Origin of the sequence: Geobacter sp. FeAm09 (assembly GCF_008330225.1) — a bacterium.
GTDB lineage: Bacteria > Desulfobacterota > Desulfuromonadia > Geobacterales > Pseudopelobacteraceae > Oryzomonas.
Window position 1 is genome coordinate 3,119,955 of the sequence record NZ_CP042466.1, and the last position, 25,891, is coordinate 3,145,845.

General features: G+C 65.4%; 25 protein-coding genes and 2 pseudogenes. 11 read left to right on the plus strand and 16 right to left on the minus strand.

The features are described from left to right. The 4 genes from FO488_RS14670 to FO488_RS14685 all read right to left on the minus strand — a co-directional run bounded on the left by FO488_RS14670 (position 1) and on the right by FO488_RS14685 (position 3,289). Positions 1 to 1,458 (minus strand): RtcB family protein, encoded by a 1,458-nt coding sequence (locus FO488_RS14670; RefSeq protein WP_149211240.1) that lies wholly within the window; start codon positions 1,456 to 1,458, stop codon positions 1 to 3. Between the two features lie 86 nt (positions 1,459 to 1,544). Further along, positions 1,545 to 2,474, minus strand: a complete 930-nt coding sequence (locus tag FO488_RS14675; RefSeq protein WP_168206053.1) for a DMT family transporter — start codon at positions 2,472 to 2,474, stop codon at positions 1,545 to 1,547. Further along, on the minus strand, positions 2,471 to 2,872 hold the full coding sequence (locus tag FO488_RS14680; RefSeq protein ID WP_149211242.1) for a cupin domain-containing protein: 402 nt from the start codon (positions 2,870 to 2,872) through the stop codon (positions 2,471 to 2,473). The genes FO488_RS14675 and FO488_RS14680 overlap by 4 nt, the downstream gene beginning before the upstream one ends. 45 nt (positions 2,873 to 2,917) lie before the next feature. Continuing rightward, positions 2,918 to 3,289 carry a cupin domain-containing protein gene (locus tag FO488_RS14685; protein ID WP_149211243.1) on the minus strand — a complete coding sequence of 124 codons (372 nt, stop codon included), beginning with the start codon at positions 3,287 to 3,289 and terminating at the stop codon, positions 2,918 to 2,920. 281 nt (positions 3,290 to 3,570) lie between these two features. Between FO488_RS14685 and FO488_RS14690 the strand changes: the two genes are divergently transcribed. The 4 genes from FO488_RS14690 (at position 3,571) to FO488_RS14705 (ending at position 8,382) form a co-directional block, all read left to right on the plus strand. After that, on the plus strand, positions 3,571 to 4,404 hold the full coding sequence (locus FO488_RS14690; RefSeq protein WP_149211244.1) for a sulfide/dihydroorotate dehydrogenase-like FAD/NAD-binding protein: 834 nt from the start codon (positions 3,571 to 3,573) through the stop codon (positions 4,402 to 4,404). Continuing rightward, complete coding sequence (gene gltA, locus FO488_RS14695; protein WP_149211245.1) at positions 4,401 to 5,807, plus strand: NADPH-dependent glutamate synthase; 1,407 nt, start codon at positions 4,401 to 4,403, stop codon at positions 5,805 to 5,807. The genes FO488_RS14690 and gltA overlap by 4 nt, the downstream gene beginning before the upstream one ends. Before the next feature lie 151 nt (positions 5,808 to 5,958). Further along, entirely contained in the window at positions 5,959 to 6,465 is a 507-nt protein-coding gene (locus FO488_RS14700; RefSeq protein ID WP_149211246.1) for a peptidylprolyl isomerase, read from the plus strand. Between the two features lie 537 nt (positions 6,466 to 7,002). Next, entirely contained in the window at positions 7,003 to 8,382 is a 1,380-nt protein-coding gene (locus FO488_RS14705; protein WP_149211247.1) for a DEAD/DEAH box helicase, read from the plus strand. A 65-nt stretch (positions 8,383 to 8,447) separates the two neighbouring features. Here FO488_RS14705 and FO488_RS14710 read toward each other — a convergent pair. After that, positions 8,448 to 8,639 (minus strand): annotated as a pseudogene (locus FO488_RS14710) (hypothetical protein); the annotation flags it as partial. Between the two features lie 209 nt (positions 8,640 to 8,848). Here FO488_RS14710 and FO488_RS14715 point away from each other — a divergent pair. From FO488_RS14715 to FO488_RS14730, 4 genes are all read left to right on the plus strand, one after another. Beyond that, positions 8,849 to 9,190: a hypothetical protein gene (locus tag FO488_RS14715; protein WP_149211248.1), complete on the plus strand. Its 342-nt coding sequence runs from the start codon at positions 8,849 to 8,851 to the stop codon at positions 9,188 to 9,190. A gap of 143 nt (positions 9,191 to 9,333) precedes the next feature. Continuing rightward, positions 9,334 to 10,566, plus strand: coding sequence for a diguanylate cyclase (locus tag FO488_RS14720; RefSeq protein WP_149211249.1), 1,233 nt, complete (start codon positions 9,334 to 9,336; stop codon positions 10,564 to 10,566). A 50-nt stretch (positions 10,567 to 10,616) separates the two neighbouring features. Next, on the plus strand, positions 10,617 to 11,585 hold the full coding sequence (locus tag FO488_RS14725; RefSeq protein WP_240731978.1) for a tRNA-dihydrouridine synthase: 969 nt from the start codon (positions 10,617 to 10,619) through the stop codon (positions 11,583 to 11,585). 3 nt (positions 11,586 to 11,588) lie between these two features. Continuing rightward, positions 11,589 to 11,816 carry a DUF3820 family protein gene (locus FO488_RS14730; protein ID WP_149211250.1) on the plus strand — a complete coding sequence of 76 codons (228 nt, stop codon included), beginning with the start codon at positions 11,589 to 11,591 and terminating at the stop codon, positions 11,814 to 11,816. An 81-nt stretch (positions 11,817 to 11,897) separates the two neighbouring features. On the opposite strand, the gene FO488_RS19495 is transcribed toward FO488_RS14730, so the two are convergent. Beyond that, positions 11,898 to 13,547: a methyl-accepting chemotaxis protein gene (locus tag FO488_RS19495; protein ID WP_168206054.1), complete on the minus strand. Its 1,650-nt coding sequence runs from the start codon at positions 13,545 to 13,547 to the stop codon at positions 11,898 to 11,900. 381 nt (positions 13,548 to 13,928) lie between these two features. Here FO488_RS19495 and FO488_RS14740 point away from each other — a divergent pair, with 381 nt between their 5' ends. The 3 genes from FO488_RS14740 (at position 13,929) to FO488_RS14750 (ending at position 16,609) form a co-directional block, all read left to right on the plus strand. After that, a complete protein-coding gene (locus tag FO488_RS14740) occupies positions 13,929 to 14,849 on the plus strand; it encodes a DMT family transporter (protein ID WP_149211251.1) in 921 nt (306 codons plus the stop codon). Between the two features lie 140 nt (positions 14,850 to 14,989). Beyond that, on the plus strand, positions 14,990 to 15,991 hold the full coding sequence (locus FO488_RS14745; RefSeq protein ID WP_149211252.1) for a YhdH/YhfP family quinone oxidoreductase: 1,002 nt from the start codon (positions 14,990 to 14,992) through the stop codon (positions 15,989 to 15,991). A 402-nt stretch (positions 15,992 to 16,393) separates the two neighbouring features. Then, positions 16,394 to 16,609 (plus strand): hypothetical protein, encoded by a 216-nt coding sequence (locus tag FO488_RS14750; protein ID WP_149211253.1) that lies wholly within the window; start codon positions 16,394 to 16,396, stop codon positions 16,607 to 16,609. Between the two features lie 155 nt (positions 16,610 to 16,764). Here FO488_RS14750 and FO488_RS14755 read toward each other — a convergent pair whose 3' ends face one another. From FO488_RS14755 to FO488_RS14800, 10 genes and pseudogenes are all read right to left on the minus strand, one after another. Further along, entirely contained in the window at positions 16,765 to 17,385 is a 621-nt protein-coding gene (locus FO488_RS14755) for a pentapeptide repeat-containing protein (protein WP_149211254.1), read from the minus strand. A gap of 139 nt (positions 17,386 to 17,524) precedes the next feature. Continuing rightward, positions 17,525 to 17,890: a c-type cytochrome gene (locus tag FO488_RS14760; protein ID WP_149211255.1), complete on the minus strand. Its 366-nt coding sequence runs from the start codon at positions 17,888 to 17,890 to the stop codon at positions 17,525 to 17,527. A 54-nt stretch (positions 17,891 to 17,944) separates the two neighbouring features. Continuing rightward, positions 17,945 to 18,760, minus strand: a complete 816-nt coding sequence (locus tag FO488_RS14765; protein WP_149211256.1) for a UbiA family prenyltransferase — start codon at positions 18,758 to 18,760, stop codon at positions 17,945 to 17,947. Beyond that, positions 18,757 to 19,968 (minus strand): cytochrome c oxidase subunit II, encoded by a 1,212-nt coding sequence (gene coxB, locus FO488_RS14770; RefSeq protein ID WP_149211257.1) that lies wholly within the window; start codon positions 19,966 to 19,968, stop codon positions 18,757 to 18,759. Before coxB ends, FO488_RS14765 begins: the two co-directional genes overlap by 4 nt. 9 nt (positions 19,969 to 19,977) lie before the next feature. Then, positions 19,978 to 20,268 (minus strand): cytochrome C oxidase subunit IV family protein, encoded by a 291-nt coding sequence (locus FO488_RS14775; RefSeq protein ID WP_149211258.1) that lies wholly within the window; start codon positions 20,266 to 20,268, stop codon positions 19,978 to 19,980. 8 nt (positions 20,269 to 20,276) lie between these two features. Beyond that, on the minus strand, positions 20,277 to 20,873 hold the full coding sequence (locus FO488_RS14780; protein WP_149211259.1) for a cytochrome c oxidase subunit 3 family protein: 597 nt from the start codon (positions 20,871 to 20,873) through the stop codon (positions 20,277 to 20,279). Beyond that, positions 20,870 to 22,485 (minus strand): annotated as a pseudogene (gene ctaD, locus FO488_RS14785) (cytochrome c oxidase subunit I). The gene FO488_RS14780 and the pseudogene ctaD overlap by 4 nt, the downstream one beginning before the upstream one ends. Positions 22,486 to 22,595: 110 nt before the next feature. Continuing rightward, positions 22,596 to 23,456 (minus strand): SCO family protein, encoded by an 861-nt coding sequence (locus tag FO488_RS14790; RefSeq protein WP_149211260.1) that lies wholly within the window; start codon positions 23,454 to 23,456, stop codon positions 22,596 to 22,598. Positions 23,457 to 23,704: 248 nt separating this feature from the next. Continuing rightward, the gene (locus FO488_RS14795) at positions 23,705 to 24,577 is read right to left on the minus strand and encodes a bifunctional 5,10-methylenetetrahydrofolate dehydrogenase/5,10-methenyltetrahydrofolate cyclohydrolase (RefSeq protein WP_149211261.1); all 873 of its coding nucleotides are present in this window, start codon (positions 24,575 to 24,577) and stop codon (positions 23,705 to 23,707) included. A gap of 138 nt (positions 24,578 to 24,715) precedes the next feature. Beyond that, positions 24,716 to 25,891: a diguanylate cyclase gene (locus FO488_RS14800; RefSeq protein WP_149211262.1), complete on the minus strand. Its 1,176-nt coding sequence runs from the start codon at positions 25,889 to 25,891 to the stop codon at positions 24,716 to 24,718.

The window sequence follows — 25,891 nt, forward strand, 5'->3', positions numbered from 1 at the left end:
CTATCCCTTGATGTTGCCGATGGGCACCAGCTTGACCACCCGCCGGGACAATCCGGCCTCTTCCGTGGCCGCGGCGACCAGGTCGATATCCTTGTAGGCAAAGCCGGCCTCCTCCGCCAAACCGCCCCAGGAATCGGTGCGCACGTAGATGCCGCGCTGTGCCATTTCGCCCAGGAGCTTCTGCCCCTTGACCATCTTCCTGGCCTGGTGGCGGCTCATGGTGCGCCCGCTGCCGTGGGCCGTGGTGAAGAAGGTGGCCGCCGCCCCCGCCGCACCCGCCAACAGGTAGGAGCCGGTCTCCATGCTGCCGCCGATGATCACCGGCTGGCCGGTCTCGCGGTAGCACGCGGGGATGCCGGCCATGCCGGGGCCGAACGAGCGGGTGGCCCCCTTGCGGTGCACCAGCACCTCCCGCAGGGTGCCGTCCACCAGGTGCCGTTCCAGCTTTGCCGTGTTGTGGGCCACGTCGTAGACCATGCGCATCCCCAACTCCTCGGGGGAACGGTGGAACACCTGGGAGAACACCTCGCGCAGACGGTGCAGGATCACCTGGCGGTTGGCGAAGCCCATGTTGACGGCGCATTTCATGGCCGCGAAATAGGCCTGCCCCTCGGGAGAACTGAACGGGGCGCAGGCCAGTTCCCGGTCGGGGAGCCTGATGCCGTACTTTGCGGTCATGACCCGCAGGAAGCTTTGCAGGTAGTCGGTGGCCACCTGGTGGCCGAAGCCGCGGCTGCCGCAATGGAACATGACCACCACCTGGTTGGGGATGGTGATGCCGAAGGCGCGGGCCGTGGCGGCATCGTAGATGTTTTCGGGCCGGGCCACCTGGATCTCGCAGTAGTGGTTGCCGGAGCCCAGGGTGCCGATCTGGTCGAAGCCCCGCTCGATGGCCTTGTCGCTCACCGCGTCGGGGTCGGCGCCGCCGAAGCAGCCCCCCTCCTCGGTCATCTCCAGGTCCTCGGGCCAGGCGTAGCCCTTTTCCCGGCACCAGCGGGAACCCCGCTCCAGCACCTGGCGAAACTCGGCGCGGGAGCAGCGCACGAAGCCGGTGCAGCCAACCCCGGTGGGGATGCGGGCGAACATCAGGTCCACCAGCTGGTGCAGGCGCGGCCGCACCTCCTCCTCGGTCAGGGAGGTCAGGACCAGGCGCATGCCGCAGTTGATGTCGAAGCCGATCCCGCCGGGGGAGATCACGCCGCTCACCGGGTCCATGGCCGCCACGCCGCCGATGGGGAAGCCGTACCCCCAGTGGCCGTCGGGCATGCAGTAGGCGTATTTCAGGATGCCGGGCAGGCAGGCCACGTTGGCCGCCTGGTCGAAGACCCCCGCCTCCATGCCGGCCAGCAGCCCTTCCGTGGCGACGATCCGGGCCGGGACCAGCATGCCGTCCTTGTATGACACGGGGAGTTCCCACAACGTGGGAGAGATTCTGCGCAGTTGGGGAGGAAGTGACATGATTGTATTCCTCCTTCGCGGGTACGGCGTCGTGGATCAATCGGTTTCCGTCCAGGACTTCATTATATCACAACGGCGAACCTGTCTCAGCCCGTCTTCAGGCGGACCGTCCCGCCGCACACCCCGGCGATGACCAGCATTCCCCCCCACAACTGGGGCCAGCCGAGCCGTTCCCCCAGGAGCAGGGCCGCCAGCAGGGTGCCGAAGAGCGGCACCAGGTTGACGAACAGGGCCGCCCGGCTCGCCCCCAGGGCCTGGACCCCCTCGTACCACCAGACAAAGCCGGCCACCGTGCCGAGCAGGGCCAGCTGCAGAATGGCCACCCAGCCCAGGATGCTGAAATGGTGCGGCCCGGCCCCGCCCAGCGCCTCCAGGGCGGCGGCCGGGATCAACAGCAGGGTGCCGGACAGGGCGGCATAGGCGGTCGCCACCAGGGGTGAAAAGGTGCCCATGGCCCGTTTGCCCAGGATCGAATAGGCCGCCCAACTGAGCGGCGCCCCGAGCAGCAGCAGATCGCCGTGGTTGAAGGTCAGGGTGCGCAGCACGCCGGGATCGCCCCGGGTGACGATCACCCCGACGCCGGCCAGGGAGACCGCCAGCCCGGCACCCTGGAGCGGCCGGATTCGCTCCCGCAGCCACCAGGCGGACAGCACCGCCGTGAGCAGCGGGTTGATGGCGACGATGAGGGAGCCGTTGGCCGCACCGGTCAGCTTCAGGCCGCTGAAAAAGAAGGCGTTGTAGCAGAAGATCCCGGTCAGGCCAAGGAAAAAGAGGCCCAGCACCTCTCGCAGGCTGCGGGGCACCGGCACGGCCTCCCCCCGGCGCTGCGCCTGCCGGGCCACCAGCGCCATCAGCACCACGGCCGCGATCGCAAAACGGCAGCTCGCGGCAAAGAACGGCGGCGCTTCATGCACCGCAAAACGGGCGGCCACAAAGGTGCCGCCCCAGAAAAAGGTCGTCAGGACCAGCTTGCAATAAATCCCTGCCCTGTCGGCCTGCTGTGCGTCGTTCGTCACCCTGCCGTCGGCCCCCGATCGTCGTAGTCCCTGGAGCATGCGCCGCGGGCGCCCGCCAGGTTGCCAGCGCCCTCCTCGGGGATATTGACCGATACCAGGGTGAGTTCGTCTGTCCCGGTATTGCGGTAATAATGCTCTTCCCCAGCCCGGATGCGGACCGCCAGCCCCGGCCGTATGGCCGTTTCCTCACCGGCCACCCCCACCACGCCCGAGCCGGACAGGAAGTAGAGCAGGTGGCCGTAGGCGTCGTGATGGGCCGCAAAGCCGCTCCCCGGCACGACGCGAGTCACGGTCATGGTGACCCCCTCGTCGAGGATGGTCGTGCCGAGCACCCCGTGCGCCACGTCCGGCCGCACCTGCCGCCACTCCTGGGCGCCGATGTCGATGAATCTGCCCATTGGCCGCAGCCCCTTTCCGCCGGCCGGCCATCGCGTCGGTCCCGGTCAGCGGGCCTTAGCGTAGTCGATCATGCCTTGAAAGTCTACCACGACGGCCGTCTCGTTGCCAACTACCCAGGCATCGTGCCCCATGGGCAGGAGCGATACCTCGCCGGGACGGCAATCGAACTCGCTGCCGTCATCCATGACCACATGCACGGTGCCGGCAACATGGTATTGGAAATGGGGCGCCTCACAGCTCTTCGTCTTCGCCAGCGGCTGCACCGACGTCAGCCAGCGCCACCCCGGCTCGAATATGGCCCGCCCCACCGTTGCCCCGCCGATCGTGATCAGTTCGACCCGTCCCTTCGGAAAGGTCCTGACCTCATCCGGAGCGGCGAAATTTTTAACCTCGGCTTTTCCTCCTACCGTTTTCATGGCGTGCTCCTTGGTCCCCATACAGACACCATCGTCTGTATCTGATCTGATTGTCCTCCTCCGCCCGGGGCATGTCAAGCCGCACGCCCGACGGGATGCGCGCCGTCCCCCCGCGGGCCGTTTCGAGCCGGACCGCCCTGCGGCACACCCGCCATTATCGATATGAAACGGATCGTTGCCCGGACGAGTGCCGGCCGTATACAATCTTGTGTTTGTTTCGTCATGTCGTATACCATAAAGTCGGCCCTCGGGCCGCATATCTCATTTGGGCAGGTAGCGACATGTATGAAGTAGTAAGCAACGACATCCTGGCACCGTCTCTCCACCGCATGGTGGTCAGAGCCCCGCGGGTGGCGGCGTCCCGGAAACCGGGACAGTTCGTCATCGTTCGCTCAGCACCGGGGGAAGAGCGTATCCCCCTCACCATCGGTGACGCCGACAACGCAGCCGGCACCATCACCCTGTTCATCCAGGCTATCGGCGCATCGACGCGCACGATCGTCGCCATACCTGCCGGCGGCTTTCTGCGCGACGTGGCCGGACCGCTCGGCCTGCCGACCCACATCGAGCAGTGGGGGCGGGTGGCCTGCATCGGCGGCGGCGTGGGGACGGCGGTCCTCTACCCCCTGGCCAAGGCGCTGGCCGAAGCGGGCAACGACGTGACCACCATCATCGGCGGCCGCGCCGAGCCCTACATCATCCTGAAGGACGAGTTGTCCGCCTTTTCCCGGGAGGTGCTGGTCACCACCGAGGACGGCAGCATGGGGCGCAAGGGGTTTGTTACCGCCGAACTGGCCGACATGATGGCCAACCCGGCCACCTGCCCAAAGGCGGTGTTCGCCATCGGCCCGGTGCCGATGATGCGGGCCGTGGCCGAACTCACCCGCCCCCAGGGCATCACGACGATCGTCAGCCTCAACCCGATCATGATCGACGGGACCGGCATGTGCGGCGGCTGCCGCGTCCTGGTGGGAGGCGAACCGCGGTTCGCCTGCGTGGACGGCCCCGAATTCGACGGTCACAAGGTAGACTTCGAAAACCTCTTCGACCGCCTCTCCACCTATCGGAGCCACGAGGCCGCCGATTGCAAACTGAACAGGCAGGTGCAGCCATGACCACACCCATGACAACCAAGGAACGTCTCGCCATCGACCGGGTCAGGATGCCGGAACTGGCGGCAACCATACGCAGCACCAACTTTGAAGAGGTCAACCGCGGACTCGGACACGACGAGGCGATACGCGAGGCGCAGCGCTGCATCCAGTGCAAGAACCGCCAGTGCGTCGAGGGCTGCCCGGTGGGGGTTTCGATCCCCGAATTCATAGGCCTGCTGGCGGACAACGACCTGCCCGGCGCCGCCCGCATCCTGCAGCACGACAACGCGCTGCCCGCCGTCTGCGGCCGGGTCTGCCCCCAGGAAACCCAGTGCGAGGCGAAATGCGTGCGCGGGATCAAGGGCGAGGCCGTCGCCATCGGCTATCTGGAGCGCTTCGTGGCCGACTGGGCCATGGCGAACGCCGCCCGGCTCGACGCGGAGACGCCCCCACCCCCTACCGGCAAGCGGGTGGCCGTGGTGGGGTGCGGCCCGGCCGGACTCACCGCGGCGGGCGAGCTGGCCCGCGCCGGCCATGACGTGGTGATCTTCGAGGCGCTGCACGACACCGGCGGGGTATTGCGCTACGGCATCCCCGAATTCCGCCTCCCCAAGGCGATCATCGACGTGGAGGTTGACCGTCTGCGGGCCCTGGGCGTTGCCATCGAATGCAACGTGATCGTCGGCAAGACCCTCACCCTGGCCCAACTCAGCCAGGAATTCGCTGCCGTGTTCATCGCCAACGGGGCCGGCCTGCCGACCATGCTCAACATCCCGGGGGAGAACCTGAAGGGGGTCTACTCGGCCAACGAATACCTGACCCGGGTCAACCTCATGGGGGCCGGGCGCCAGGCCGACGCCGCCACGCCGATCATCAAGGGGCGCAACGTGGCGGTCATCGGCGGCGGCAACACGGCCATGGACTGCGTACGCACCGCCCGGCGGCTGGGCGCGGAACGGGCCATGATCATCTACCGCCGCAGCGAGGCCGAGATGCCCGCCCGCGTGGAGGAGATCAAGCATGCCAAGGAGGAGGGGGTGGAGTTCCTCATGCTGACCGCACCGGTGGCCATCTTGAGCGAAGGCGACGGCTGGGCGGCCTCCCTGCGCTGCCAGCGCATGGAGCTGGGTGAACCGGACGCCTCCGGCCGGCGCAAACCGGTGCCGGTGGAGGGGGCCCAGTACGACATTCCGGCCGACGTGATCGTCAACGCGGTCGGCACGGGGGCCAACCCGCTCCTGACGGCAACGGCTCCGGACCTTGCCCTGAACAAGTGGGGCAACATCATCGCCGACGGGAACGGCCTGACCAACCTGGCGGGGGTCTTTGCCGGGGGCGACATCGTCCGGGGCGGGGCGACCGTCATCCTGGCCATGGGGGACGGCAAACAGGCCGCAGCGGCCATCTCCGCCTTCCTGTCCTGACAACGGGCGGCTCCGGCCGCCGGGGCCGCCCGCGACCCCTTCTGCGCTGGGGGCCCGCACGATTTTTGTAGACGAAAGGCCGTGTTCTCTCGTACCTTATAGAAAGAGACAACGGCGATGAGCCGCATTACAGGTGAAAGGTATACGACACATGGCACAGGCAAAACAAGGCGACAAGGTTAAAATCGACTACACCGGCACGCTGGAAGATGGTACCGTTTTTGATTCGACACTGGAGAGCGAATGCGATTCCGAGGAGTGCGGGTGCGAGGAAGACGGCGACTGCGGCGATGACGATTGCGGCTGCGGCTGCGAAAGCGGGCCGATGACGCTGACCATCGGCGAGGGGGAACTGTTTCCCCAGGTCGACGAGGCCCTGATCGGCATGGCCCCGGGCGACAAGAAGACCGTCGTGATCCCCGCCGCCAGCGCCTTTGGCGAATACGACAAGGAGCGGGTCTTCACCGTGCCGCGCAGCGACCTCCCGGACGATCTGGAGCCGGTGGTGGGCGACGAGCTGGTGCTCGCCAACGAAGATGAGGAAGAGCTGGGCGTGCTGGTCATCGAGGCCACCGCGGAGAGCGTCACCTTCGACGCCAACCACCCCCTGGCCGGCGAGGATCTCACCTTCGAGGTATCGTTGCTGGAGATACTGTGAGGCGTTGAGACGGCGCTTCCCATAACCACATGAAAAAGGCGGCCTTCGGGTCGCCTTTTTTGGTTTTGATCGTCCTGCGCCTTGGGGCCCGGCGGACTCCCCGGCATGAAGCCCAAATTGAAATTGTACACGGAAATAAATTATTTAACAGTCTTTTCATCTGTCGTTCCCGGGGGTATAGTGTACTTACAGTAGCGCTACTGGAACAGACTGCCACGACAAGGAGGGGGAAACATAGCGGAAGTTTCACCCGAAAATGATGGTGCAGCAGAGATCCGGCAGGTGGTGCGGCCGGAATAGCCCGTGAAGAGGGCGACAGGACAGACACTTACAGAGGCCCGCGAAGCTCGCGGGCCTTTCATTTTTGCCGGCGCCGCCCGCCCCCGCCCCCCCTTTTCCAACAGACCGCTTGACATAACCCGCCAAAAGCTGTTACCGTTGCACTAATTAGCAGTACCGGACAACACGTCACGTCATCGTAGGCCCCGGAATAGCCGGGGCTTTTTTTTGTAAACCAAACCGAAGAGAGAGGCACGTATGGGATTCACCCATTTCAAGTTTCACCCGGCAGTGTCGGCCGGCATCCGCGAGGCAGGCTACTCGCACCCGACACCGATCCAGAAGGAAGCCATACCCAGAATCATGGAAGGACGCGATGTGCTCGGCTTGGCCCAGACCGGGACCGGCAAGACGGCCGCCTTCGCGTTGCCCATACTTGACCGGCTGAGCAAGGGGGCGCGCCATGCGACCCGGGCGCTGGTCATCGCCCCCACGCGGGAGTTGGCGGAACAGATCGAGGCATCCTTCCGGCTGTTCGCCGGGCAGACCGGCCTGAAAAGCGCCACGGTTTACGGCGGCGTCGGCCAGACGCCCCAGATGGCGGCCCTCAAAAAAGGCACCGAAATCATCGTGGCCTGTCCCGGGCGGCTGCTGGACCTCATGCAGCAAGGGGTGGCGCTGCTCGACAGCGTCGAGGTGCTCGTCCTCGACGAGGCCGACCAGATGTTCGACATGGGATTTCTGCCCACGATCAAGAAGATCATCCAGAAGCTTCCCGCCAAGCGGCAGACCCTGCTGTTCTCGGCAACCATGCCGGACGAGATCCGGAAGCTGGCGGAGGAGATGCTGAAGGACCCCGTGACCGTGCAGGTCGACAAGATCAAGCCCGCCACCACGGTGCGCCACGCCCTCTATCCGGTGGAACAGCACCTGAAAACGGCCCTGCTGATGAAGATACTGGAAAAGCACACCGAAGGTTCGGTCCTGGTCTTCACCAGGACGAAACACCGGGCCAAACGGGTCGGGGAACTACTGGTCAAGGGCGGCTACAAGGCCGCCTCGCTGCAGGGCAACCTCTCCCAGAACCGGCGCCAGGAGGCCATGGACGGCTTCAGGGACGGTTCGTACCGGATCCTGGTGGCCACCGATATCGCCGCCCGGGGGATCGACGTGTCGTTGATCGGCCTGGTCCTGAACCTGGATATGCCGGAGACGGCAGAATTCTACGTGCACCGGATCGGACGGACCGGCAGGGCGGAGCGCACCGGGGAAGCCATTACCTTCGTCACCCGGGACGACACCGGCGCCATCAGGACGCTGGAAAAACTCCTGGGCAAACAGATCGAGCGCAGGACGCTGCCGGATTTCGACTACACGGTTCCGGCCCCGGCGAAGGATGAAGAGTTCAAGCGGCACCCCCATGAGATGGGCAACCGCCGGCCGGCGGCCAAAAGCGACGCCAGGCAGCAGGCGAAAAGCCCTGCCAGCGGTTCCGGGCCATTCCGGACCAAGAGCGAGGTAGCCGGCGAGGAGACGAAAACCGCCGGGGCGAAACCGGCGGCGAAACCGGGCGCCAAACCCGCAGCCGGGGGCAGCCGCAAACCACGGTCGTGGCGGGGTTCCGGCAGCAGGCCCTGATCACCTCCCATGACATCCCCTAAAACTGTGGCCGCCGCAACCGGGGCGGCCGCAGCCCCTCGCCGTCATTCGCCGCCGCACTTCCCGGCGCAACAACAGGCCATCCCCCTGGCTTTCCCAAACGCTTCGCGCCCCTCCCGCCAACTCAGCCAGGCGATCAGCATGGCGCCCACGGCATCGAGGCTGCCGATCCCGGTCGCTTCGTAACCGAGGCTGGCGGCCAAAAGGACCAGCGACAGATACATGCAGGCCCGCGAGCGACGTGGCCGGTGTGATCGTACACCACATCGACCCGTACGTTCACGACAAAGAGCCGAATATCCCGCGCACGGTGTCGAATATTCTTCACCATCGCGCCATGCCGGCGGAACACATTGTAATCATATCAAGCGGTTACGATCCTGGCACGCCCCATGCTATCCTGAAGGCATACGGAGAGAATTTCCGCCCAAAGGAGACCATCACCATGAAAAGACTAACCGTAACGCTCGCCGCCGTTCTGGCCCTGTCCGCCCCGGTGCTGTCCCATGCCCATGAGCAGGGGGAGCATGGCGATCAGGCAACCATGGATATGTCCCATGAGACCATGCACAACCACCATGACGACCAATGCGCCAAGGAATGCGACATGCTTCTGAAGGAATGCGCCCGCGAGGCCGACACCATCCAGCAGCGTATCCAGCGGCTCCGGACCGAGATACGGGAAAAGGGGGCGACGACCGCCAACCGCGACGAATTGCAGCTATTGAACAGGAAACTGAAGGAAACCAACGAGCTGATGCGGGCGCTCCAGAAACCGGGCCACTGATCGCCCGGACGAAGCGGAGAGCCGCGGGATGTGCCGGCGTAGGGGCTTCGGCAGCGTGGCGGGAACAGGACATAAAGCCGGGCGGAACCAAGAGATTGTGCCTTGGATGACGCGTGGCTTTATGCTATCATGCACCATCCCCCATGTTCAGAAAAATCTCCACAATTCTCGTGCCGGCGGCCGTTCTCTTCGCCGCCTGGATCACCGTCTTCCAGATCCCCCAGCTGCCCCCTGAGCAGCAGGGCCTGGTGCCGCTCGCCACCTATCTGCTCTACGTGGCAGGGGTGTTCCTTGCCTGCCATTTCCGGCGGGGGCGGGTCTTCCTCGCCCTGCTGGCCGTGGGGGCCTGCTACCACCTCTTCCGCACCCAGCTCGCCCACGGCACCGATACCCCGGAGGCGTGGCTCATCTACCGCGCCCTGACGGTGGTCGTGCCGTTCAATATCCTGCTCGTTGCCCTGATGCGGGAAAAGGGGTTCTGGACCGTGGCGGGGCGCATGCGCCTGTTGTTCGTCGCCATGCAGATCGGCGCCGTGTGGCTGACGGTGCGCCTCGACCAGCATGCCCTGTGGGTCGCCCTGACGCGGCCCATTGTCCACTGGCCGGCCCTCGAGCGCTTCGCCATGCCGCAACTGAGCCTGATCCTGATCCTCCTGGCGGCCGGCATTGCCGTGCGGCGGGCCGTTTCCCTCGGCTCTCCCATCGAGGGGGGCGTGTTCGCCAGCTGCGTCACCCTCTTCGTGCTGTTCCGGTGGATGTGGTCCCCCCATGTGCCGGAGACCTTCTGCGCCGCCGCCGCCCTCATCCTGATCATGGCCGTCATCCAGGATTCCTACAACATGGCGTTCCGCGACGACCTCACCGGCCTCCTCTCCCGGCGGGTGCTCAACGAGCAGCTGCCCGGCCTGGGGAGCCGGTACGCCATCGCCATGGTGGATGTGGACCATTTCAAGAACTTCAACGACAGCTACGGCCACGATGTGGGGGATCAGGTGCTCAAGATGGTGGGGGCACGCCTGATGAACATGACGGGCGGCGGTTCGCCGTTCCGCTACGGCGGCGAGGAGTTCACGGTGCTGTTTCCCGGCAAGAGCGCCAAGGAAGCGCTCCCCCATCTGGAACGGCTCCGCCAGACCATTGCCGATTACCGTATGACGCTGCGCGGCGAGGACCGCCCCAAGGACGAGGAGCGGGGCAAAAGCCGCCGTTCCAACTCGCGCAGGGCCGGTGAAGTCTCGGTGACGGTCAGCATCGGCGTGGCCGAAGCGGGGGGACGGCAGACAGCGCCTCAGGAGGTGCTCAAGGCGGCCGACGGCGCGCTTTACAAGGCAAAGAACAGGGGCCGGAACCAGGTCTGCCTCGGGGGAGGCAGATGACAACACCGGCCGCACTTGGAAATAACACCCCCGCCACAGGAGCGACGCCCATGACCTCCCCTTCCCGCCTCCCCTGGCAGCCGGGCCATCCCCCCCTGATGCTGGCCCCCATGCAGGGGTTGACCAACCAGGCCATGCGGCGGCTCTTCATCGACTGGGTCCGCCCCGATGCGGTCTTTACCGAATTCATGCGGGTCAATGCCGCGGCGCCGGTGCGCCGGCTTTCGGCCGCCGACCTGCGCGAGATCGCTCCCCACGAGGGGGGCGTGCCCCTGGTGGTGCAGTTGATCGGCCACGGCCGCGAGGCCCTGGTCTCCGCCGCCCGCTCCGCCCAGGCTGCCGGGGCCGTGCATATCAATCTCAACCTGGGCTGTCCCTACGGCAGGATGACCAGCGGCCTGACCGGCGGCGGCATGCTGCAACGCCCCGAACTGCTGGAGGAGATCGTCACCGCCCTGCGCGGCGCCATCACGGGCGGTTTTTCCGTCAAGCTCCGCGCCGGCTACGACGATCCGCACCAGATCTTCGAACTGCTCCCCCTCCTGGAAGCCGCCGGCGTGGATTTCCTCGTGCTGCACCCCCGGACCGTGGTCCAGGAATACGGGGGGCTGGCGGACCACGGCATCACCGCCCGGGTGGTGCGGCAGACGCGGCTGCCGGTCATCGCCAACGGGGATATCCGCACGGCCGCCGCCGGAGCCCGCCTGCTGGAGGAAAGCGGCGCCGCCGGGCTCATGCTGGGCAGGGGCGCCATTGCCGACCCGCTGCTCTTCCAGCGGCTGCGCGGCAGTGCCCCCGCCGAACCAGCCAGGGGCGAGCGGGCGGCCATGCTGCACCGGTACCTCGGGGAGCTTCTGGCCCGTTACGGCGAACTGTTCTGCGGGGAGACCCAGGTGCTGAACAAGGTCAAGGGGGTGTTGGCAACCTTCGACGATGCCGACTTCGAAAAGGCCGTCCGCCAGCTCCGCAAGGCCAAAACCGCGGCGGCGTTCAGCGCGCGGCTCGCGGAACTGGAGTAAGCCATGGACACATCGTCGCCACAGGTGGACCCGCAGCAGTTGATCGACCTGGCCGAGGCCCGCATGCCCTTCGGCAAGTACCAGGGGCGGCTGCTGATCGACCTGCCCGAGCCCTACGTGGTCTGGTTCGCCCAGCAGGGCTTTCCCAAAGGCAAGCTGGGCGACCGGCTGCGCATCGTGTACGAGATCAAGGCCAACGGCCTGGAATACCTTTTCGATCCCCTGCGCTAGCCGCTTGCGTAAAAAAACGCCCACGGCGGCCGGCGGCTGCCATGGGCGTTCCCTCTTTGACCGCACGTGGCGGTACTGCCGTCAGGCCACCCGAAAACGGTTGACGACGGTCTGCAGGCCGTCGGCCAACCCGGCAAGCCGCGAGGCCGAATCCGCACACTCGTGGGAGCCTTTTGCCGTATCCTGGACCAGCAGGGTTATATGCTGGATGTTGTTGCTGATCTGTTCGGTGGTGGCCGTCTGCTCTTCGGCTGCCGTGGCGATCTGGCTGATCTGGAGCGAAACCGAATTGACCTGCTCCAGGATCTCGTGCAGGGCATGCTCCGACCTGGCGGCCACGGCCGTCCCCCCTTCCACCTCCCGGACCCCCTCTTCCATAGCCCTGACCGCCCCGCTGGTCTCGGTTTGAATGACCTTGATCATCTCGCCGATCTCGCGGGTCGCCTTGGTGGTCCGTTCCGCCAGCGCCCGGACCTCGTCGGCGACCACGGCGAATCCCCGCCCCTGCTCGCCGGCCCGGGCCGCCTCGATGGCCGCATTGAGCGCCAGCAGATTCGTCTGGTCCGCAATGTCTTCGATGGTCACGATGATCGCGCCGATCTGGTCGCTCCGCTGCCCCAGGGTCTCCACGGTGGCCGAGAGCGCCCGCACCTGTTCCGCGACCCGTCCCATGACCGTGATGGTCTGCTGCACCACATCCACGCCGGTCGTGGCGATGGAACTGGACGCCTGGGAGTTGTCGGCCGCCGCATGGCAATTCCGCGAGATCTCGTGGGACGTGCCGGCCATCTGCTCGCCGGCGGTCGCCACGCTTTCCGATTCCGAGGCCACCTTCCCGGTCGTTTCGGCAATGCTCAGCGAGGTCGTGGAAAGGTTCCGGGAGGCGGTGGCCAGATCGGCGGAGGTGACGCTGACCTGGCCGATGACGACGCGGAAATTCTCCACCATGCTCTTCAGGCTGCCCAGCATGGTCCGCACGCTGCCACGCCCGGCAACGGCGACCTCGAGGGACAGGTCGCCGGCCGCAATCCGGTCGGTGATGGCACTGCAGTAGGCAAAGGTGCCGCTGATGCTCCTGATGATCAGAGCGCTCAGGATGGCGCACCCCAGGAACACCACGAGACACACCCCGATCATGACCGCCTGGGACCGCCCCAGCAGCTTTTCCGCGTCCTTTTCGATCTGGCTCCCCTTGGCCTCGGTAAGGGTCACCAGCTTGTCGATCTGCTTGCGATGGGCCTCGTAAAACCCGGCCAGGGACGTTTTCACGATGTCTCCGGCCTTCGCCGCATCCCCCCGCTGGATGGCCGGAAAGAACTCCGTGGCGGCCGTGTCGAAAAACATCGCGGCCGGCTTATAGGAAGCGTCCACCAGCAGCTGTTTCATCTCCCCCTCCGGCAGCTCCTTCTGCCAGTAAGCATGGCGTTCGTCATACTCTTTCTTCAGCTTGACGAAGCTTTCGTACAACTGCTTCTGCCTGGCGCCGTCCGACTCGTGCAGCGCCTGGAGCACGACCAGATACGGCTCGATAATGTATTCGGGGGGAGGCAGGATATCGGCAACCACGTCCTTTCCCTGGACGATCTCACCGTACACCGGACCATTGACCTTTACCTTGTGGAGCACGGTGAACGCCGTGAGGGAAAAAACCATGAGCCCGACCAGGGACACGCACGCCAGGGCAATGATCTGCTGCAGGATGCTGAAGCGGGAAACCTTCCGATGAACCATCTAGAACTCCTCGTTGAGTTGAATTTTGTACAACCATAGGTGCATCGGCATCAAACGGCGTTACCTTGAGCACTTTCCTCATTAATTCCCCATTGCCGGGCGCCCGGCACCCGGTGCCGGCCCTCCCGGCCCAAAGCCGCCGTCGCCCCTGCTCCGGGATGTGCGCTTAGTTCGTGACTCCGGCCCCGAATAGTGCTATAGGAATGACATGTATTATCCTTGCCTGAGCATACTGCCACCGCCGCCACCTATCCCTGCCTGACAGGACAGGTTGGCACCCGCTTTTCCTCCACCCGCACGTCATTGAACGTCAACGCCGGAGTTGCGCCCGCCTGTCCGTAACACGCCTTTACCACCCACACAACGGATAGGGAGACATTTATGCACAACTCCATCACACGCCACGCCGAGGCGCGGCGCGGTTTGTTATTGGTCATGCTGGCGGCGGTCCTCTGGGGCACCGTCGGCGTCAGCAGCAAGACGCTCTACGCGATATCGGCAACCACCCCGCTTTCCATCGGATTCTTTCGCCTGGCCCTTGCGGTGCCGGTCCTGCTGCTGGCCTGCTGGTTCAAGCTCGGGAGGGGGATGCTGCGGGTTACCCGCCGCGATTTCGCCCTGATGGTGCTGATCGGGGCCATGACGGCCCTCTATCAGGCCTGCTATTTCGCCGCCATCGCCCGGGTGGGCGTTGCCGTGGCCACCCTGATCACCCTCTGCACCGCCCCGGTCATGGTCGCCCTGCTGGCGACACTCTTCACCGCCGAGAGGCTGACGGGCCGCCTGCTCCTGGCGTTGGCCCTGGCTCTGGCCGGCACGGCCATGCTGGTCGGCATCGGGCCAGGGGGGCCGGGGCCAAAAAGCGGCGTGACGGGGCACCTGCTGGCGCTCGGCTCGGCATTCGGCTATGCCGTCGTAGCCCTGGCAACCCGTATGCTGGCCGGCCGCCATCATCCCTTCCAGCCCATAGCCATCAGCTTCAGCATTGGGGCACTGCTCCTGTTCCTCTGCAACCTGCCCCAGGGGCTCGTTGTCCGGTATCCGGCAGAGGGCTGGGGACTGCTCGTCTACCTGGGGGTGGTACCCACCGCCCTCGCCTATGTGGCGTTCATCGCCGGCATGCGTTCCGTGACCGCCACCACGGCGAGCATCTGCACCCTGCTGGAGCCGCTGACCTCGACGCTCCTGGCGTGGCTGATCTTCGGTGAACGACTCGGTTCGTGGGGGATCTTCGGCGCCCTGCTGCTGGCTGGCGCCATGGGCATGCTCTTCACCGGCGGGAGGAGGATTCGGGACGCCTGACCCCATGAGAAGAGGCGGATCGTCGGCCGTGCTGCCATGATTGGTCAAAATGGCGCTTGAGAATCGGACAGAGTGGGGTATGTTTCTTTCAGGGGGAGAATCGCCGGCCCCATCCCCACAACCACACGAGGAGCAAGCCCATGGAAGATACCGTTTTCAAGGCCATGATCGTCGAGGAGCCGCACAAGGGAGCTTTCAGCCGCCGCATCGGCGAACGGCGGGTCGGCGACCTGCCGCCGGGAGAGGTTCTCATCAGGGTCCACTATTCGTCCCTCAACTACAAGGACGCCCTTTCCGCCACCGGGCACCCCGGCGTCAGCCGCATCTTTCCCCATACCCCCGGGGTGGACGCGGCCGGCGAGGTGGCGGCCTCCGCCACGGACGCCCTTGCCCCCGGCGACCGGGTGCTCGTCACCGGCTACGACCTGGGCATGAACACCCCCGGCGGTTTCGGGCAGTACATCCGGGTGCCCGCGGCCTGGGTGCTGAAGCTGCCGCCGGGCCTGAGCCTCCGGGAGAGCATGATACTCGGCACCGCCGGGTTCACCGCCGCCCTCTCGGTGCTTCGGCTCATGGAGGCGGGGGTGCGGCCGGGGAGCGGCGATATTCTCGTGAGCGGAGCCACCGGCGGCGTGGGCAGCATCGCCGTGGGGCTGTTGGCAAAGGCCAGCTACCGGGTCGTGGCGGCCAGCGGCAAGGAGCATGAAGGGGAGTTCCTCCGCTCCCTCGGGGCCGCCGAGGTCATCGGCCGCGACGAATTGCTGCTGGGGAGCGAGCGCCCGCTCATGAAGGAGCGGTGGGCCGGCGCCGTGGATGTGGTGGGGGGGACCACCCTGGCGGCGATCCTCAAGGGGACCCGCTACGGCGGGACCGTCACCTGCTGCGGCCTGGTCGGCTCCTCGGAGCTTCCGGTCAACGTCTTCCCCTTTATCCTGAGGGGGGTGAGCCTGGTGGGGATCGACTCGGTACAGTGCCCCATGGCCCCGCGGGTCACCGTCTGGAACCGGCTGGCCGACGACTGGAAATTGCCGTCGCTCGCCGGGATGGCCACCGAATGCGGCCTCCACGAACTCGAGCAGAAGATCCAGACCATGCTGCACGGCGGGCTCCGGGGAAGGACCATCGTCAACCTCTCGGAGTGACCGCCGTCCCTCACCGCTGCCACCCCTCCTCCGAGGCGGCCGACGGCCGCCTTTTCCGTCCCGCCGCGCCGGGTACCCCATTTTTTCGCTCTGTTCCAGGGGGTTAGAGCCACCCGACGGCGCCCCGCTCCGAGCCCTGCCGGCCAATCCGCCACGGGGCCGGCACCCTTCTGCGCGATTACCAAATATTGTTTGTTTTATTTTTTTACTTTTATTTCGGCATGTTATAGTAATACTAAATCCAACTGGCGGTCAAAAATAGAAAACATATCTAACCAGTAATACAACAGTCATGTAACATTTTGTTTTGTTTGAATAATTTTGGTATTACCACTTGCATTTTTAAAATGCGCCGATTATAGTATTACTAAATAAGAGAGGTAGTTCAAGAGGAGAAGAACCATGACATGCCCAGTATGCAACACCAATGGACACTATTTCGGGATTGATTCCGCCGCCGATGGGTCCGCCGAGAATGTGGTGACCTGCCTGTTCTGCGGAACGACCCGGACGACGGATAGTACGCTGACGGAGATCATCAGGAACGGCAAGGAAAAATCCTTCCTCAAGGCGTTCTCCAAATATACGGAGAACGACGATCTCCATCTGGCGGCGTAACGGCCAGCCAGGCATTGCATGAAGGAGCGACAATCAAAAAGGCGGCCAATCGGCCGCCTTTTGTCGTTCGGGTACGTGCTGCATGACCGGTTTTCCCCATGTACCTCGGGGTAGAACCGGCGCCGCCGCCAACCGTCCGCGACCCCGCCGCGGGATCACCGGGAAGCGAAGGGCGAAACAGCCTCCCGGCACACACCGAGGGACCCCTTCCCGCAGATCCTGCCATCCTGCCAGATGGCCCCGTCAAGAATGGCGTTATCCAGATTCGCTCCGGTCAGGCCGCTCAACTTCAGACTGACCATCCTGAGGTTTGCCCCGGCAAGGTTGGCCCGCTCCAGGTCCGCTTCCCCCAGGTCGGCCCGCTCCAGGTTGGCATTGCTCAGATCGGCGCCCTTCAGGTTGCACTTGCCGAGATTGACCCCCGTCAGGTTCATGCCGCTCAGGTTCCTGCCCGACAGGTCCCGTCCCGCTTTCAGAAGTGCCAGGACCTCCTCCAGGGAGAGCCGTTTGCCGGGAGCGGTTTCGCTTATCGCCGGCGCGGCCTTGTGCAACGCCTTGCTCTTGGCCAATGTCTTTTTCTTCTTCACCTTCTTGGGAACAACCGCGCCGAGACTCTTCTTTGGGGCCGGCGAAGCCTGATCGGCCGCAACCGGGACTGCGGGATCGCTCCCCCCGCCCGCACCTTCCGCGGCCCACGCGCCTGAAGAGCAACCATCCGTGACTGCGGCAGCGGCACAGAGAGCCGCTGCGACCCCAAACACCCTGAATATGGTCATGACGTACCTGCCTGGCGACCTCGAAAACCGGCTCACGACGGTTCACGGGAGAAAATGTGTGCCCGATAGTATCATGCCGGCGGAAAAAAGCAACAAACCGGGATGCGGCCGCCCCCCTTCCGCCGGTGGTCCCTGTTTTCTACCTGAAGGCGTACAGCACATACTCGGCGATGGCCCGGGCATCCTCGTCCGGAATGGTTGCCGGATCGAAGGCGATCATGCGCGACAGGGGGGTGCGCATGATCCGCACGATATCCTGGGGCCTGGCGATGCGGCGCGAGCGCAGGACGTCCCCCCGCAGGGTCCGTTCCGGGTCGCTGACGTTGCCGCCATCGGGGTGACAGGCGGCGCAGTACCGTTTGAACAGCTCTTCGCCCCTGCGCACCTGCTGCTGCGACACCGCCCCCGGGGGGGCCTCGCGCCGGGGCGCTTCATCCCGGCACCCTCCCAGCGGCAGCACGGCGACCGCCACGAGCGCACACGCCTGTATCATCGTTCTGAACATGGGAGCCTCCTGGGCAACCGGGCGCTACCAGCGGCGAAAGAACCCGCCTGCGGTTCAGCAGCGGCCGAGGGAAAGCGCGGCGGTCACCAGCAGCGGGAACAGGTTGAGGTACGGGAACAGCAGCCTTTCGGAACGGGCCAGGGCGATGACGGCCAGCGGCAGGGGAAAGAGGGCGTACCAGAGGGCGGCCGGCCGCCCGATGATGCCGAAGGCGGGCAGCAGCATGGCCGCGGCGGTCAGAGCGGCCATCCAGAGCCACATCAGTCCGTCCTCCCCCGCCGGGGAGCAGGGGAGCGGGATGCCGGCGGCGCGGTAATCGGCGACGTGGCGGCGCCGGAAAAGCCAGAAGTGGGGGATCTGCCACAGGTACAAAAGCCCGGTCAGGAACATGGCCCGGTAATCCGTGGGACTCCCTCCGGCCAGGCACCAGCCGATGAGCGGCGGCACGGCGCCGCACACCGCCCCCGCGGCCAGGGCAAGAGAGGTGCGGCGCTTGAGGGGGGTATAGACCGCCAGGTACCACAAAAGGGCCGCGATGCCGAACAACGGGGGCAGCAGCCCCCCCGCGGCGGCCAGGAGAGACAGGCCGCCCGCGACGGCCGCCGCGCCGAGAGCCGTGGCGGAACGGGGCGTCAGATCGCCCTGGGGAAGGGGGCGCCGTCTGGTGCGCACCATCCGGCGGTCCAGGTCCCGCTCCAGCACCTGGTTGATGGCGGAGCCCCCCGCGGCCAGGAGCGTCACCCCGCCCAGGAGCGCCCCCAGGGGGAGGGCCTGCACCCCGGCGGGATGGAGGAGGTAGCCGCTCACTGCGGCAACGCCGTTCAAAAACGCCAGGCGCGGCCGGAACAGCCTGACCAGGGGGGCAATCACCGGAGCCCCTCGATGAATTCCACCAGGGCCGTCACCTCGTCGTCCGACAGGCCGGGGTCGGCGGGCATAACCGGCTGGAAGCCCTCCACCACGGCGGCCCCGGGCTGGCGGATCGATTCCCGCAGGTACCCCTCGTCGGCCGTGACCGTGCTCTTCGCCCGCCCCTTCAGCACCGTGACCCGGGCACCGAACAGCCCCTTGAAGGTGGGGCCGACGCCGCGGCTGCCGTCCAGGGAGTGGCAGACCAGACACCCCTTTTCCTGGGCCAGCTTCCTGCCGTCGAGTTTGGGGGAAGCGATGCCGCCGCTGCGGAGGTAGCCGATGATCGCCTTGATCTCCCCTTCCTTGAGCACCCCGGCAAAGGGAGGCATGATCGGCTGGAAGCCCTTGACCACATCGGCGTTCGGTTCCAGCAGGGAGCGCCGCAGGTAGGCCTCGTCCACGGTGATCCGCCGCTCCCGGCCGTTGCTCATGACCGTCGTGCTCCGCCCCCAGATCCCCTTGAAGGTCGGCCCGATCCCCGGCCTGCCGTCCAGGGAATGGCACCCCAGGCAGCCGTGTTTTTCCAGGAGTTCATGGCCGGCGGGCTCCTCCCCGGCCGCCTTCCGCTCCAGCCAGGCTCCGAATTCCGCCTCGGGCAGCGCCTCCACGGTGGTGATCATGGCCGAATGGCCGGTGCCGCAGTACTGGGAGCAGAACAGATCGTAGGAGCCGGGCCCGGTGGCCACGAACCAGGCGTGGTTCCTCATCCCCGGCACCACATCCCGTTTGACCCGGAAGGCGGGCAGGTAGAAGCCGTGGATCACGTCCCGGGAAACCAGCTCCACCCGCACCGGCCTGTTCACCGGCACGTACAGCTTGGCGCTGGTCTTGCCGTTGGGGTAGGCAAAGCTCCACGACCACATGCTGGCCGTGGCCGTCACCTCCATGGCCCCCGTGGGCACGTTGCGCAGCGCCAGGTAGCCCGCCCAGCCGTAGTAGAACATGGCCAGCACCAGGAGGGTCGGGAGCACGCTCCAGACGATCTCCAGCCAGAGGTTGCCCGCGGCCCGGGAGGTCGGCTCCGGGGCCCGGGAGCGGTGGTAGCGGACCACAAAGAACACCATGGCCGCGGTGATGCCGACCAGGAGCACCAGAGAGGCCCCGAAGATGAACATGAAGACCGGGTCGATGGCGTCGGTCGTGGTTGTGAGATATGCGCTATTCACGGTAGCTCCTCAGCGGTAGAGCACGTCGAAGAAGGTAAGGCCGATGAAGATGGCCAGGATCGTCAGGGCCACGAACAACAGCCAGCGCAAGAGCCGCCCTTCGTACTTCATGTGCATGAAGAATGCGATCACGAGCCCCGACTTGAGGCAGGCGATGGCAAGCGCCCCCGCCACCTTGTAGCCGCCCAGCTCGACGCGGGTGACAAGAACGGTCAGGGCGGTCAGAAGCAGCAGGGCCAGCCACACCAGCGTCAGTTTGCCGTAGCCTACGATATGATGACCGCCTGTGTCGGATGTCATGGGGGCTCCTAAAGAATCAGGTAGTACAGCGGGAAGATGAAGATCCAGATCAGGTCCACCAGGTGCCAGTAGAGGGCGCTGTTCTCCAAAAGGACGTAATCCCCGCCATGGACGGCGCCCCGTTTCACCCGGCACCCCACCCAGGCCAGCAGCGTGGCGCCGATCAGCACGTGCAGGCCGTGGATGCCGGTGGTCATGAAGTACAGGCTGAAGAACACCGACTCCCCCGGAGGGGCGGCGGCAAGGTGGGGGGAGTTGGGATAGATGCCGTGCCGGATCTTGGCGCTCCACTCCACGTACTTGATCGACATGAAGATGGCCGCGCAGAGGATCGTCCCCCCCAGCAGCCACAGGGCATGGCGCCGCTCGTCCCGCTGCACGGCGGTGACCGCCATGGCCACCAGCAGGCTGCTGGTCAGGAGGACGACGGTGTTGACCGTGCCGAAGACCATGTCCAACTGGCGGCCGGCCGCGGAAAACTCGTGGGGGTAGCGGGAGAGATAGGCGGAATAGAGCAGGAACAGGCCGCCGAACAGGAGCAGTTCGGTGAACAGGAACAGCCACATGCCCAGCTTGGCCCCGTTGTCGTCCTTGTGGTGGCTCATGGGATACCGGTCCCCCTGAAGTCGTAGGGGCCGTGGGTGACGACCGGCTCCCGGGTGAAGTTTTCCGTGGGGGGGGCGTGGGGGTCGTCCACTCCAGGGTTGCCCCGCCCCAGGGGTTGCCCGTGAACGGCTCCCCGCGGAACAGGCCGCGGAACAGGTTCACCAGCATGAGGACCAGGCCGGCGGCCAGGACCCAGCTGCCCACGGTGGCCACCAGGTTGAGCGTGGCGAACTCGGGCAGGTAGTCGTAGTAGCGCCGCGGCATCCCCTGCATGCCAAGCACCTGCATGGTGAAGTACATGACGTTGAATCCGACGAACATGAACGCCCAGGCCACGATGGCCGGCCGCTCGGCGTAGCGGCGGCCGTAGAACTTGGGCAGCCAGTAGTGCATGGCGGCGAAGAAGGCGAAGCCGGCGCCGCCGAAGATCACGTAGTGGAAATGCCCCACCACGAAATGGGTGTCGTGCACGTGGATATCGGTGGCGGCCGCCCCCAGGATCAGGCCGCTCAGACCGCCGATGGAAAAGAGCAGGATGAAGGAAAGGGCGAACAGCATGGGCGCGTCCAGGGAGATGGAGCCCCGGTAGAGGGTGGACACCCAGTTGAACACCTTGATGGCGGAGGGGATGGCCACGATGAAGGTCAAAAACGAGAAGACCAGGATGGCGGTGTCGCTCATGCCGCTGGTGAACATGTGGTGCCCCCAGACCAGGGAGCCGAAGGCGGCGATGGCGATGCTGGAAAAGGCGATCATCTTGTAGCCGAAGATCGGTTTGCGGGAGAAGACCGGGATCACGTCCGAGATCACCCCCATGGCGGGCAGGATCATGATGTAGACCGCCGGGTGGGAGTAGATCCAGAACAGGTGCTGGTACATGAGCGGGTCCCCCCCCCGGCCGGGATCGAACAGGCCGGTGGCCAGGAGCCGCTCGGCCATGACCAGCACCAGGGTGATGGCCAGGATCGGCGTGGCCAGGAGCTGCACCCAGGCGGTGGCGTACAGGGACCAGACGAACAGGGGGAGCCTCCCCCAGGTCATCCCCTCGGCCCGCAGGCGGTGGATGGTGGTGATGAAGTTGAGGCCGGTCAGGATCGACGAGAAGCCGACCACGAAGACCCCGAACACCGCCAGGGAGACGTTGGTGCCGGTGCGGGAGCTGAAGGGGACGTAGAAGGTCCATCCGGTGTCGGGCGGGCCGCCGCCGGTGAAGAGCGAGGCGATGATGATCACGGCGCCGATCATGTAGAGCCACCAGGAGAACAGGTTCAGGCGGGGGAACGCCACGTCGCGGGCGCCGATCTGGATCGGCATGACCAGGTTGCCGAAGGAACCTTGAAAACCGGGGATGATGAAGAGGAAGATCATCACCACGCCGTGCACGGTAAAGAGGGCGTTGTAGGCCTGGGGCCCCATGATGGTGCGCCCCGGCGCCATCAGTTCGATCCTGATCAGGAGCCCCAGGAGGACCCCCACCAGGAAGAAACCGAAGGTGGCGTAAAAATAGAGCAGCCCGATCCGTTTGTGGTCGGTGGAGAATATCCAGGCAGCGAGGCCGGTCTTGCCGGTATCGTTCCAGAAACTTGGCTGCGTTGGCTGAGCGGTGGTCATCAAACCTCCCGGTAAGAGCAACGTTCGAGAAGAACGGCCAAATCACGAATGGTTACAGGGATGAACAGGATAAAAGCCGAAAAGAAACAGGCAGTTCGACCTGCGTCCGACTAATCCCGCCCACCCGCATCGGCTTGCGTACCTGTCTTTCTCCGCTTCTTCCCGCCCAGCAGCAAAAAGGCCAGGAAGCCCCCGGCGCAGAGGATGACCACCGTGGCGCTCACCCGCAGCAGATTGAAGACATAGGTCTTGCCGACGGAATCGAAGCTGAAGCAGAATTCCATGACTTTGCGGATGGATGCCCCCGCCTTGCCCTGCCGCGCCTCGAGCAGGGCCAGGGAGACATCCTTGGCCAGGAACGTGGTGCCGTACAGGTACCGGACGATGGTGCCGTCCCCGGCGACCACCAGCGTCGTCACCGGGTGGATGAAGTCCCGCCCCCGGCGCTGGAAACGATACCCGGCGGCATCGGTCACGCGCCGGATGTTTGCGGTATCGCCGGTGAGAAAACGCCAGCCGGCCTCGGGAAAGGGGACCTTCATGGCGGTCAGGTACATGCGCTTGTAGCGGGCGGCCAGTTGCGGGGTTTCGCTCTCGTCGAAGCTGACCGAGATGACCCGGTACTCGGTCGCCGGCCGGTTCTTCAGGGTCGGCAGGACCCGCGCCAGCCCCCCCTGCAGGTAATTGCACACATTGGCGCAGCCGTAGTACACCGGGACAATGATGGTCGGCCCGGTGATCAGCTCTCCCAGGCGGACCTGCCTGCCGGTCTCGTCGCGAAAGGTCGCATCCAGGGGGATCTTGGCGCCCAGGCGTTCATCGACCCCCACCACCGGTCCCTCGTCCCGGGGGAAGGGATCGGCGCGCCGCTCCTGCTGCGGGGCCTCCTCGACATGGGCGACGGCACGGCAAGGGGAGAACATGAGCGCTGCAAGCAGTATCGCCGCCCCGCAGCGCGTTATCCGAGCCATTGTACCGTTCAGCCATGCCATAGCGTTGCTCCCATTATCCTGAATCCGTGACGCCGGAATGGCGTAGTGTCCGGAAGAGCCGGGGCCCGCACGTCGCCGTGTCGTAACAATTCACTCACCAGGCCCGTACCCCGACTGCTTGTCGCAAACTCTTCAAGCGCAGGGGCTGAGGCCTGCCGGACCAGCGAAGGCATGGAGGCGTCACGGATTCAGGATTGTCTCTGCCGCTATGACGGAAGCTGCCGGCTTCAGGTCAGATTGAAATTGTTTTCGTAGGCCATCAGGGTGTTGATCATGAGGGCCGCCACGGTCATGCGGCCGACGCCGCCCGGCACCGGGGTGATCCAGGAGCATTTCGGGGCGACCGCGGCGAAATCCACATCCCCCACCAGCTTGCCGTCCGCCAGGCGGTTGATGCCCACATCGATCAGCACCACCCCCTCCTTGACCATGTCCTCGCCGATGAAACCGGGGATGCCCACCGCCACGATCACGATGTCGGCCCGGCGCGTCTCGTCCAGCAGGAGCGGCCGTGGGGTCTCGATGTGGGTCAGGGTGACGGTGGCGTTGCCGATGTCGAAGTCATTGGCCAGCATGATGGAGATCGGCTTGCCGACGATGTTCGAGCGGCCGATGACCACGCAGTGCTTTCCCCTGACCGGTATGTCGTAGAACTGCAGCAGCTTGCAGATGCCGTAGGCGGTCGCCGGGCGGAAGGCCTTCTGGCCGAGGGCCATGCGGCCGAAATTGGTGGGGTGGAAACCGTCGATGTCCTTTTCCGGGGCGATGGCGTTGATGACGTTCTGCTCGTTGATATGGGACGGCAGCGGCAGCTGGACGATCACGCCGTCCGTACCCGGGTCGTTGTTGATGGCGCCGATCTTCGCCAGGAGTTCCTGTTCCGTGACCGTTTCCGGCAGGCGGATCAGGTTCCCCTCGAAACCGGCCCTGCCGCAGGAGGCGATCTTGGATTTGACATAGGATTCGCTGGGGGCGTGCGTGCCGACCAGGATGATGGTCATATGCGGCTTGCGCAGGCCGGAATCGAGATAGCCGGCGACCTTTCGGGAAATATCGGCCACCAGGCTCTCAGCGCACTTCTTACCGTCCAGCAGTTCCATGGTTTATACGGCTCCTCGTTTCAGAATGTCCCTACGCCCCGCTTCCATCGGAGAAACCGGGCACCTTGAAGTAGTACCACAAATCGGCGGGAGCCGCAACCAAGGGGCGCCATTTGGTCGCCCGGCCACCGCCGGGACCTATTCGGCTACCATCATGAGGCGGTCGCGCCCGCCGGCCTTGGCGGCGAACAAGGCGTCATCCACCTTCTTCAGGCATTCGTCGATGCTCATCCCCGGCCTGAACGCGCCGAGCCCCACGCTCATGGTCGTCGTGATCTTCCGTCCCTCCCACGGCACGGCCGTTTTCCGCATATTGACCAGGAGTTTCTCCGCCACCGTCCGGGCCTTGGGCAGGTCGGTCTCCGGGAGGATGACCAGAAACTCCTCCCCTCCCCAGCGCCCGCAGAAATCCCCGGCGCGGACATGGGTGCGCAGGACCTCGGCGATGGCCCTGAGTACGCGGTCGCCGGCCATGTGCCCGTAGCCGTCGTTGATGGCCTTGAAATGGTCCAGGTCGCAGAGCAGGATGGAAAAGTGTTTGTGGTACCTCTCGGAACGGCTCTTTTCCGACTCCAGCCGGGCCATGATCTCCCAGCGGTTGGCAAGGCCGGTGAGGAGGTCGGTCCGGGCCGAGAATTCCAGCCGGGCATTGAGCTCCATGAGCTGGGACTGGTAGCCGTCGCTGATGGAAACGATCTTGTTGAAGCGCCGCACGAGCTTGGCATGCCTGCCCACGACCCGCTCCAGTTCGGACGTGAGCGGGTTGCCGGCGGCGGCGCTCTCCTGGAGCAGGGTGCGCAGCTCCTTGAGCGTCTCGTCCTCGGCCGGCTTCCGGGCGGCCGGCGCGGCAGGCCCGGCGGACGGCTCCGCAGACGCCGGCAGGTCCGGGAACTTCTCCTTGTGCTGCCACGCCCCCAGCTGCCGGGTGGTGGACTTGATGCACTCGGGGCAGATCCCGTGGCTGAACATGATCTCCGCATGGGTGCCGAAATAGGTTTCCAGGCGCTGCCAATAGTCGTTGTCGGTACGGATGTTCTTGCAATAGATGCAGAGCGGCAGGGCGACGTCCTTGAGCTGGCGGTACTTGTAGGTGGTGTCCTCGATCTGCTTCATCATCTCCCGGAGCTGCATCTGGTAGGTGTCGCTGATGACCAGCGTCTTGTTCAGCTTGCGCAGGAGCGCGCGGTAGCCCTCGGCAAGGGCGCCGTACTCGGCCATCAGGTCCGGTGGCGGGGAGGAGGACTCGGCAAGGATGCGGCCGGCCCGCTCCAGGGTGGGGTCCGTCGCCGCTATTTTCGTTTTTTTGCGGGCCAT

What these genes read in the sequence shown, in the direction of transcription:
- FO488_RS14670 (WP_149211240.1), bottom strand. Translation starts at nt 1,458, where the DNA reads ATGTCACTTCCTCCCCAACTGCGCAGAATCTCTCCCACGTTGTGGGAA.
- FO488_RS14680 (WP_149211242.1), bottom strand. Translation starts at nt 2,872, where the DNA reads ATGGGCAGATTCATCGACATCGGCGCCCAGGAGTGGCGGCAGGTGCGG.
- FO488_RS14685 (WP_149211243.1), bottom strand. Translation starts at nt 3,289, where the DNA reads ATGAAAACGGTAGGAGGAAAAGCCGAGGTTAAAAATTTCGCCGCTCCG.
- FO488_RS14690 (WP_149211244.1), top strand. Translation starts at nt 3,571, where the DNA reads ATGTATGAAGTAGTAAGCAACGACATCCTGGCACCGTCTCTCCACCGC.
- gltA (WP_149211245.1), top strand. Translation starts at nt 4,401, where the DNA reads ATGACCACACCCATGACAACCAAGGAACGTCTCGCCATCGACCGGGTC.
- FO488_RS14700 (WP_149211246.1), top strand. Translation starts at nt 5,959, where the DNA reads ATGGCACAGGCAAAACAAGGCGACAAGGTTAAAATCGACTACACCGGC.
- FO488_RS14705 (WP_149211247.1), top strand. Translation starts at nt 7,003, where the DNA reads ATGGGATTCACCCATTTCAAGTTTCACCCGGCAGTGTCGGCCGGCATC.
- FO488_RS14715 (WP_149211248.1), top strand. Translation starts at nt 8,849, where the DNA reads ATGAAAAGACTAACCGTAACGCTCGCCGCCGTTCTGGCCCTGTCCGCC.
- FO488_RS14720 (WP_149211249.1), top strand. Translation starts at nt 9,334, where the DNA reads ATGTTCAGAAAAATCTCCACAATTCTCGTGCCGGCGGCCGTTCTCTTC.
- FO488_RS14725 (WP_240731978.1), top strand. Translation starts at nt 10,617, where the DNA reads ATGACCTCCCCTTCCCGCCTCCCCTGGCAGCCGGGCCATCCCCCCCTG.
- FO488_RS14730 (WP_149211250.1), top strand. Translation starts at nt 11,589, where the DNA reads ATGGACACATCGTCGCCACAGGTGGACCCGCAGCAGTTGATCGACCTG.
- FO488_RS19495 (WP_168206054.1), bottom strand. Translation starts at nt 13,547, where the DNA reads ATGGTTCATCGGAAGGTTTCCCGCTTCAGCATCCTGCAGCAGATCATT.
- FO488_RS14740 (WP_149211251.1), top strand. Translation starts at nt 13,929, where the DNA reads ATGCACAACTCCATCACACGCCACGCCGAGGCGCGGCGCGGTTTGTTA.
- FO488_RS14745 (WP_149211252.1), top strand. Translation starts at nt 14,990, where the DNA reads ATGGAAGATACCGTTTTCAAGGCCATGATCGTCGAGGAGCCGCACAAG.
- FO488_RS14750 (WP_149211253.1), top strand. Translation starts at nt 16,394, where the DNA reads ATGACATGCCCAGTATGCAACACCAATGGACACTATTTCGGGATTGAT.
- FO488_RS14755 (WP_149211254.1), bottom strand. Translation starts at nt 17,385, where the DNA reads ATGACCATATTCAGGGTGTTTGGGGTCGCAGCGGCTCTCTGTGCCGCT.
- FO488_RS14760 (WP_149211255.1), bottom strand. Translation starts at nt 17,890, where the DNA reads ATGTTCAGAACGATGATACAGGCGTGTGCGCTCGTGGCGGTCGCCGTG.
- FO488_RS14775 (WP_149211258.1), bottom strand. Translation starts at nt 20,268, where the DNA reads ATGACATCCGACACAGGCGGTCATCATATCGTAGGCTACGGCAAACTG.
- FO488_RS14780 (WP_149211259.1), bottom strand. Translation starts at nt 20,873, where the DNA reads ATGAGCCACCACAAGGACGACAACGGGGCCAAGCTGGGCATGTGGCTG.
- FO488_RS14790 (WP_149211260.1), bottom strand. Translation starts at nt 23,456, where the DNA reads ATGGCTCGGATAACGCGCTGCGGGGCGGCGATACTGCTTGCAGCGCTC.
- FO488_RS14795 (WP_149211261.1), bottom strand. Translation starts at nt 24,577, where the DNA reads ATGGAACTGCTGGACGGTAAGAAGTGCGCTGAGAGCCTGGTGGCCGAT.
- FO488_RS14800 (WP_149211262.1), bottom strand. Translation starts at nt 25,891, where the DNA reads ATGGCCCGCAAAAAAACGAAAATAGCGGCGACGGACCCCACCCTGGAG.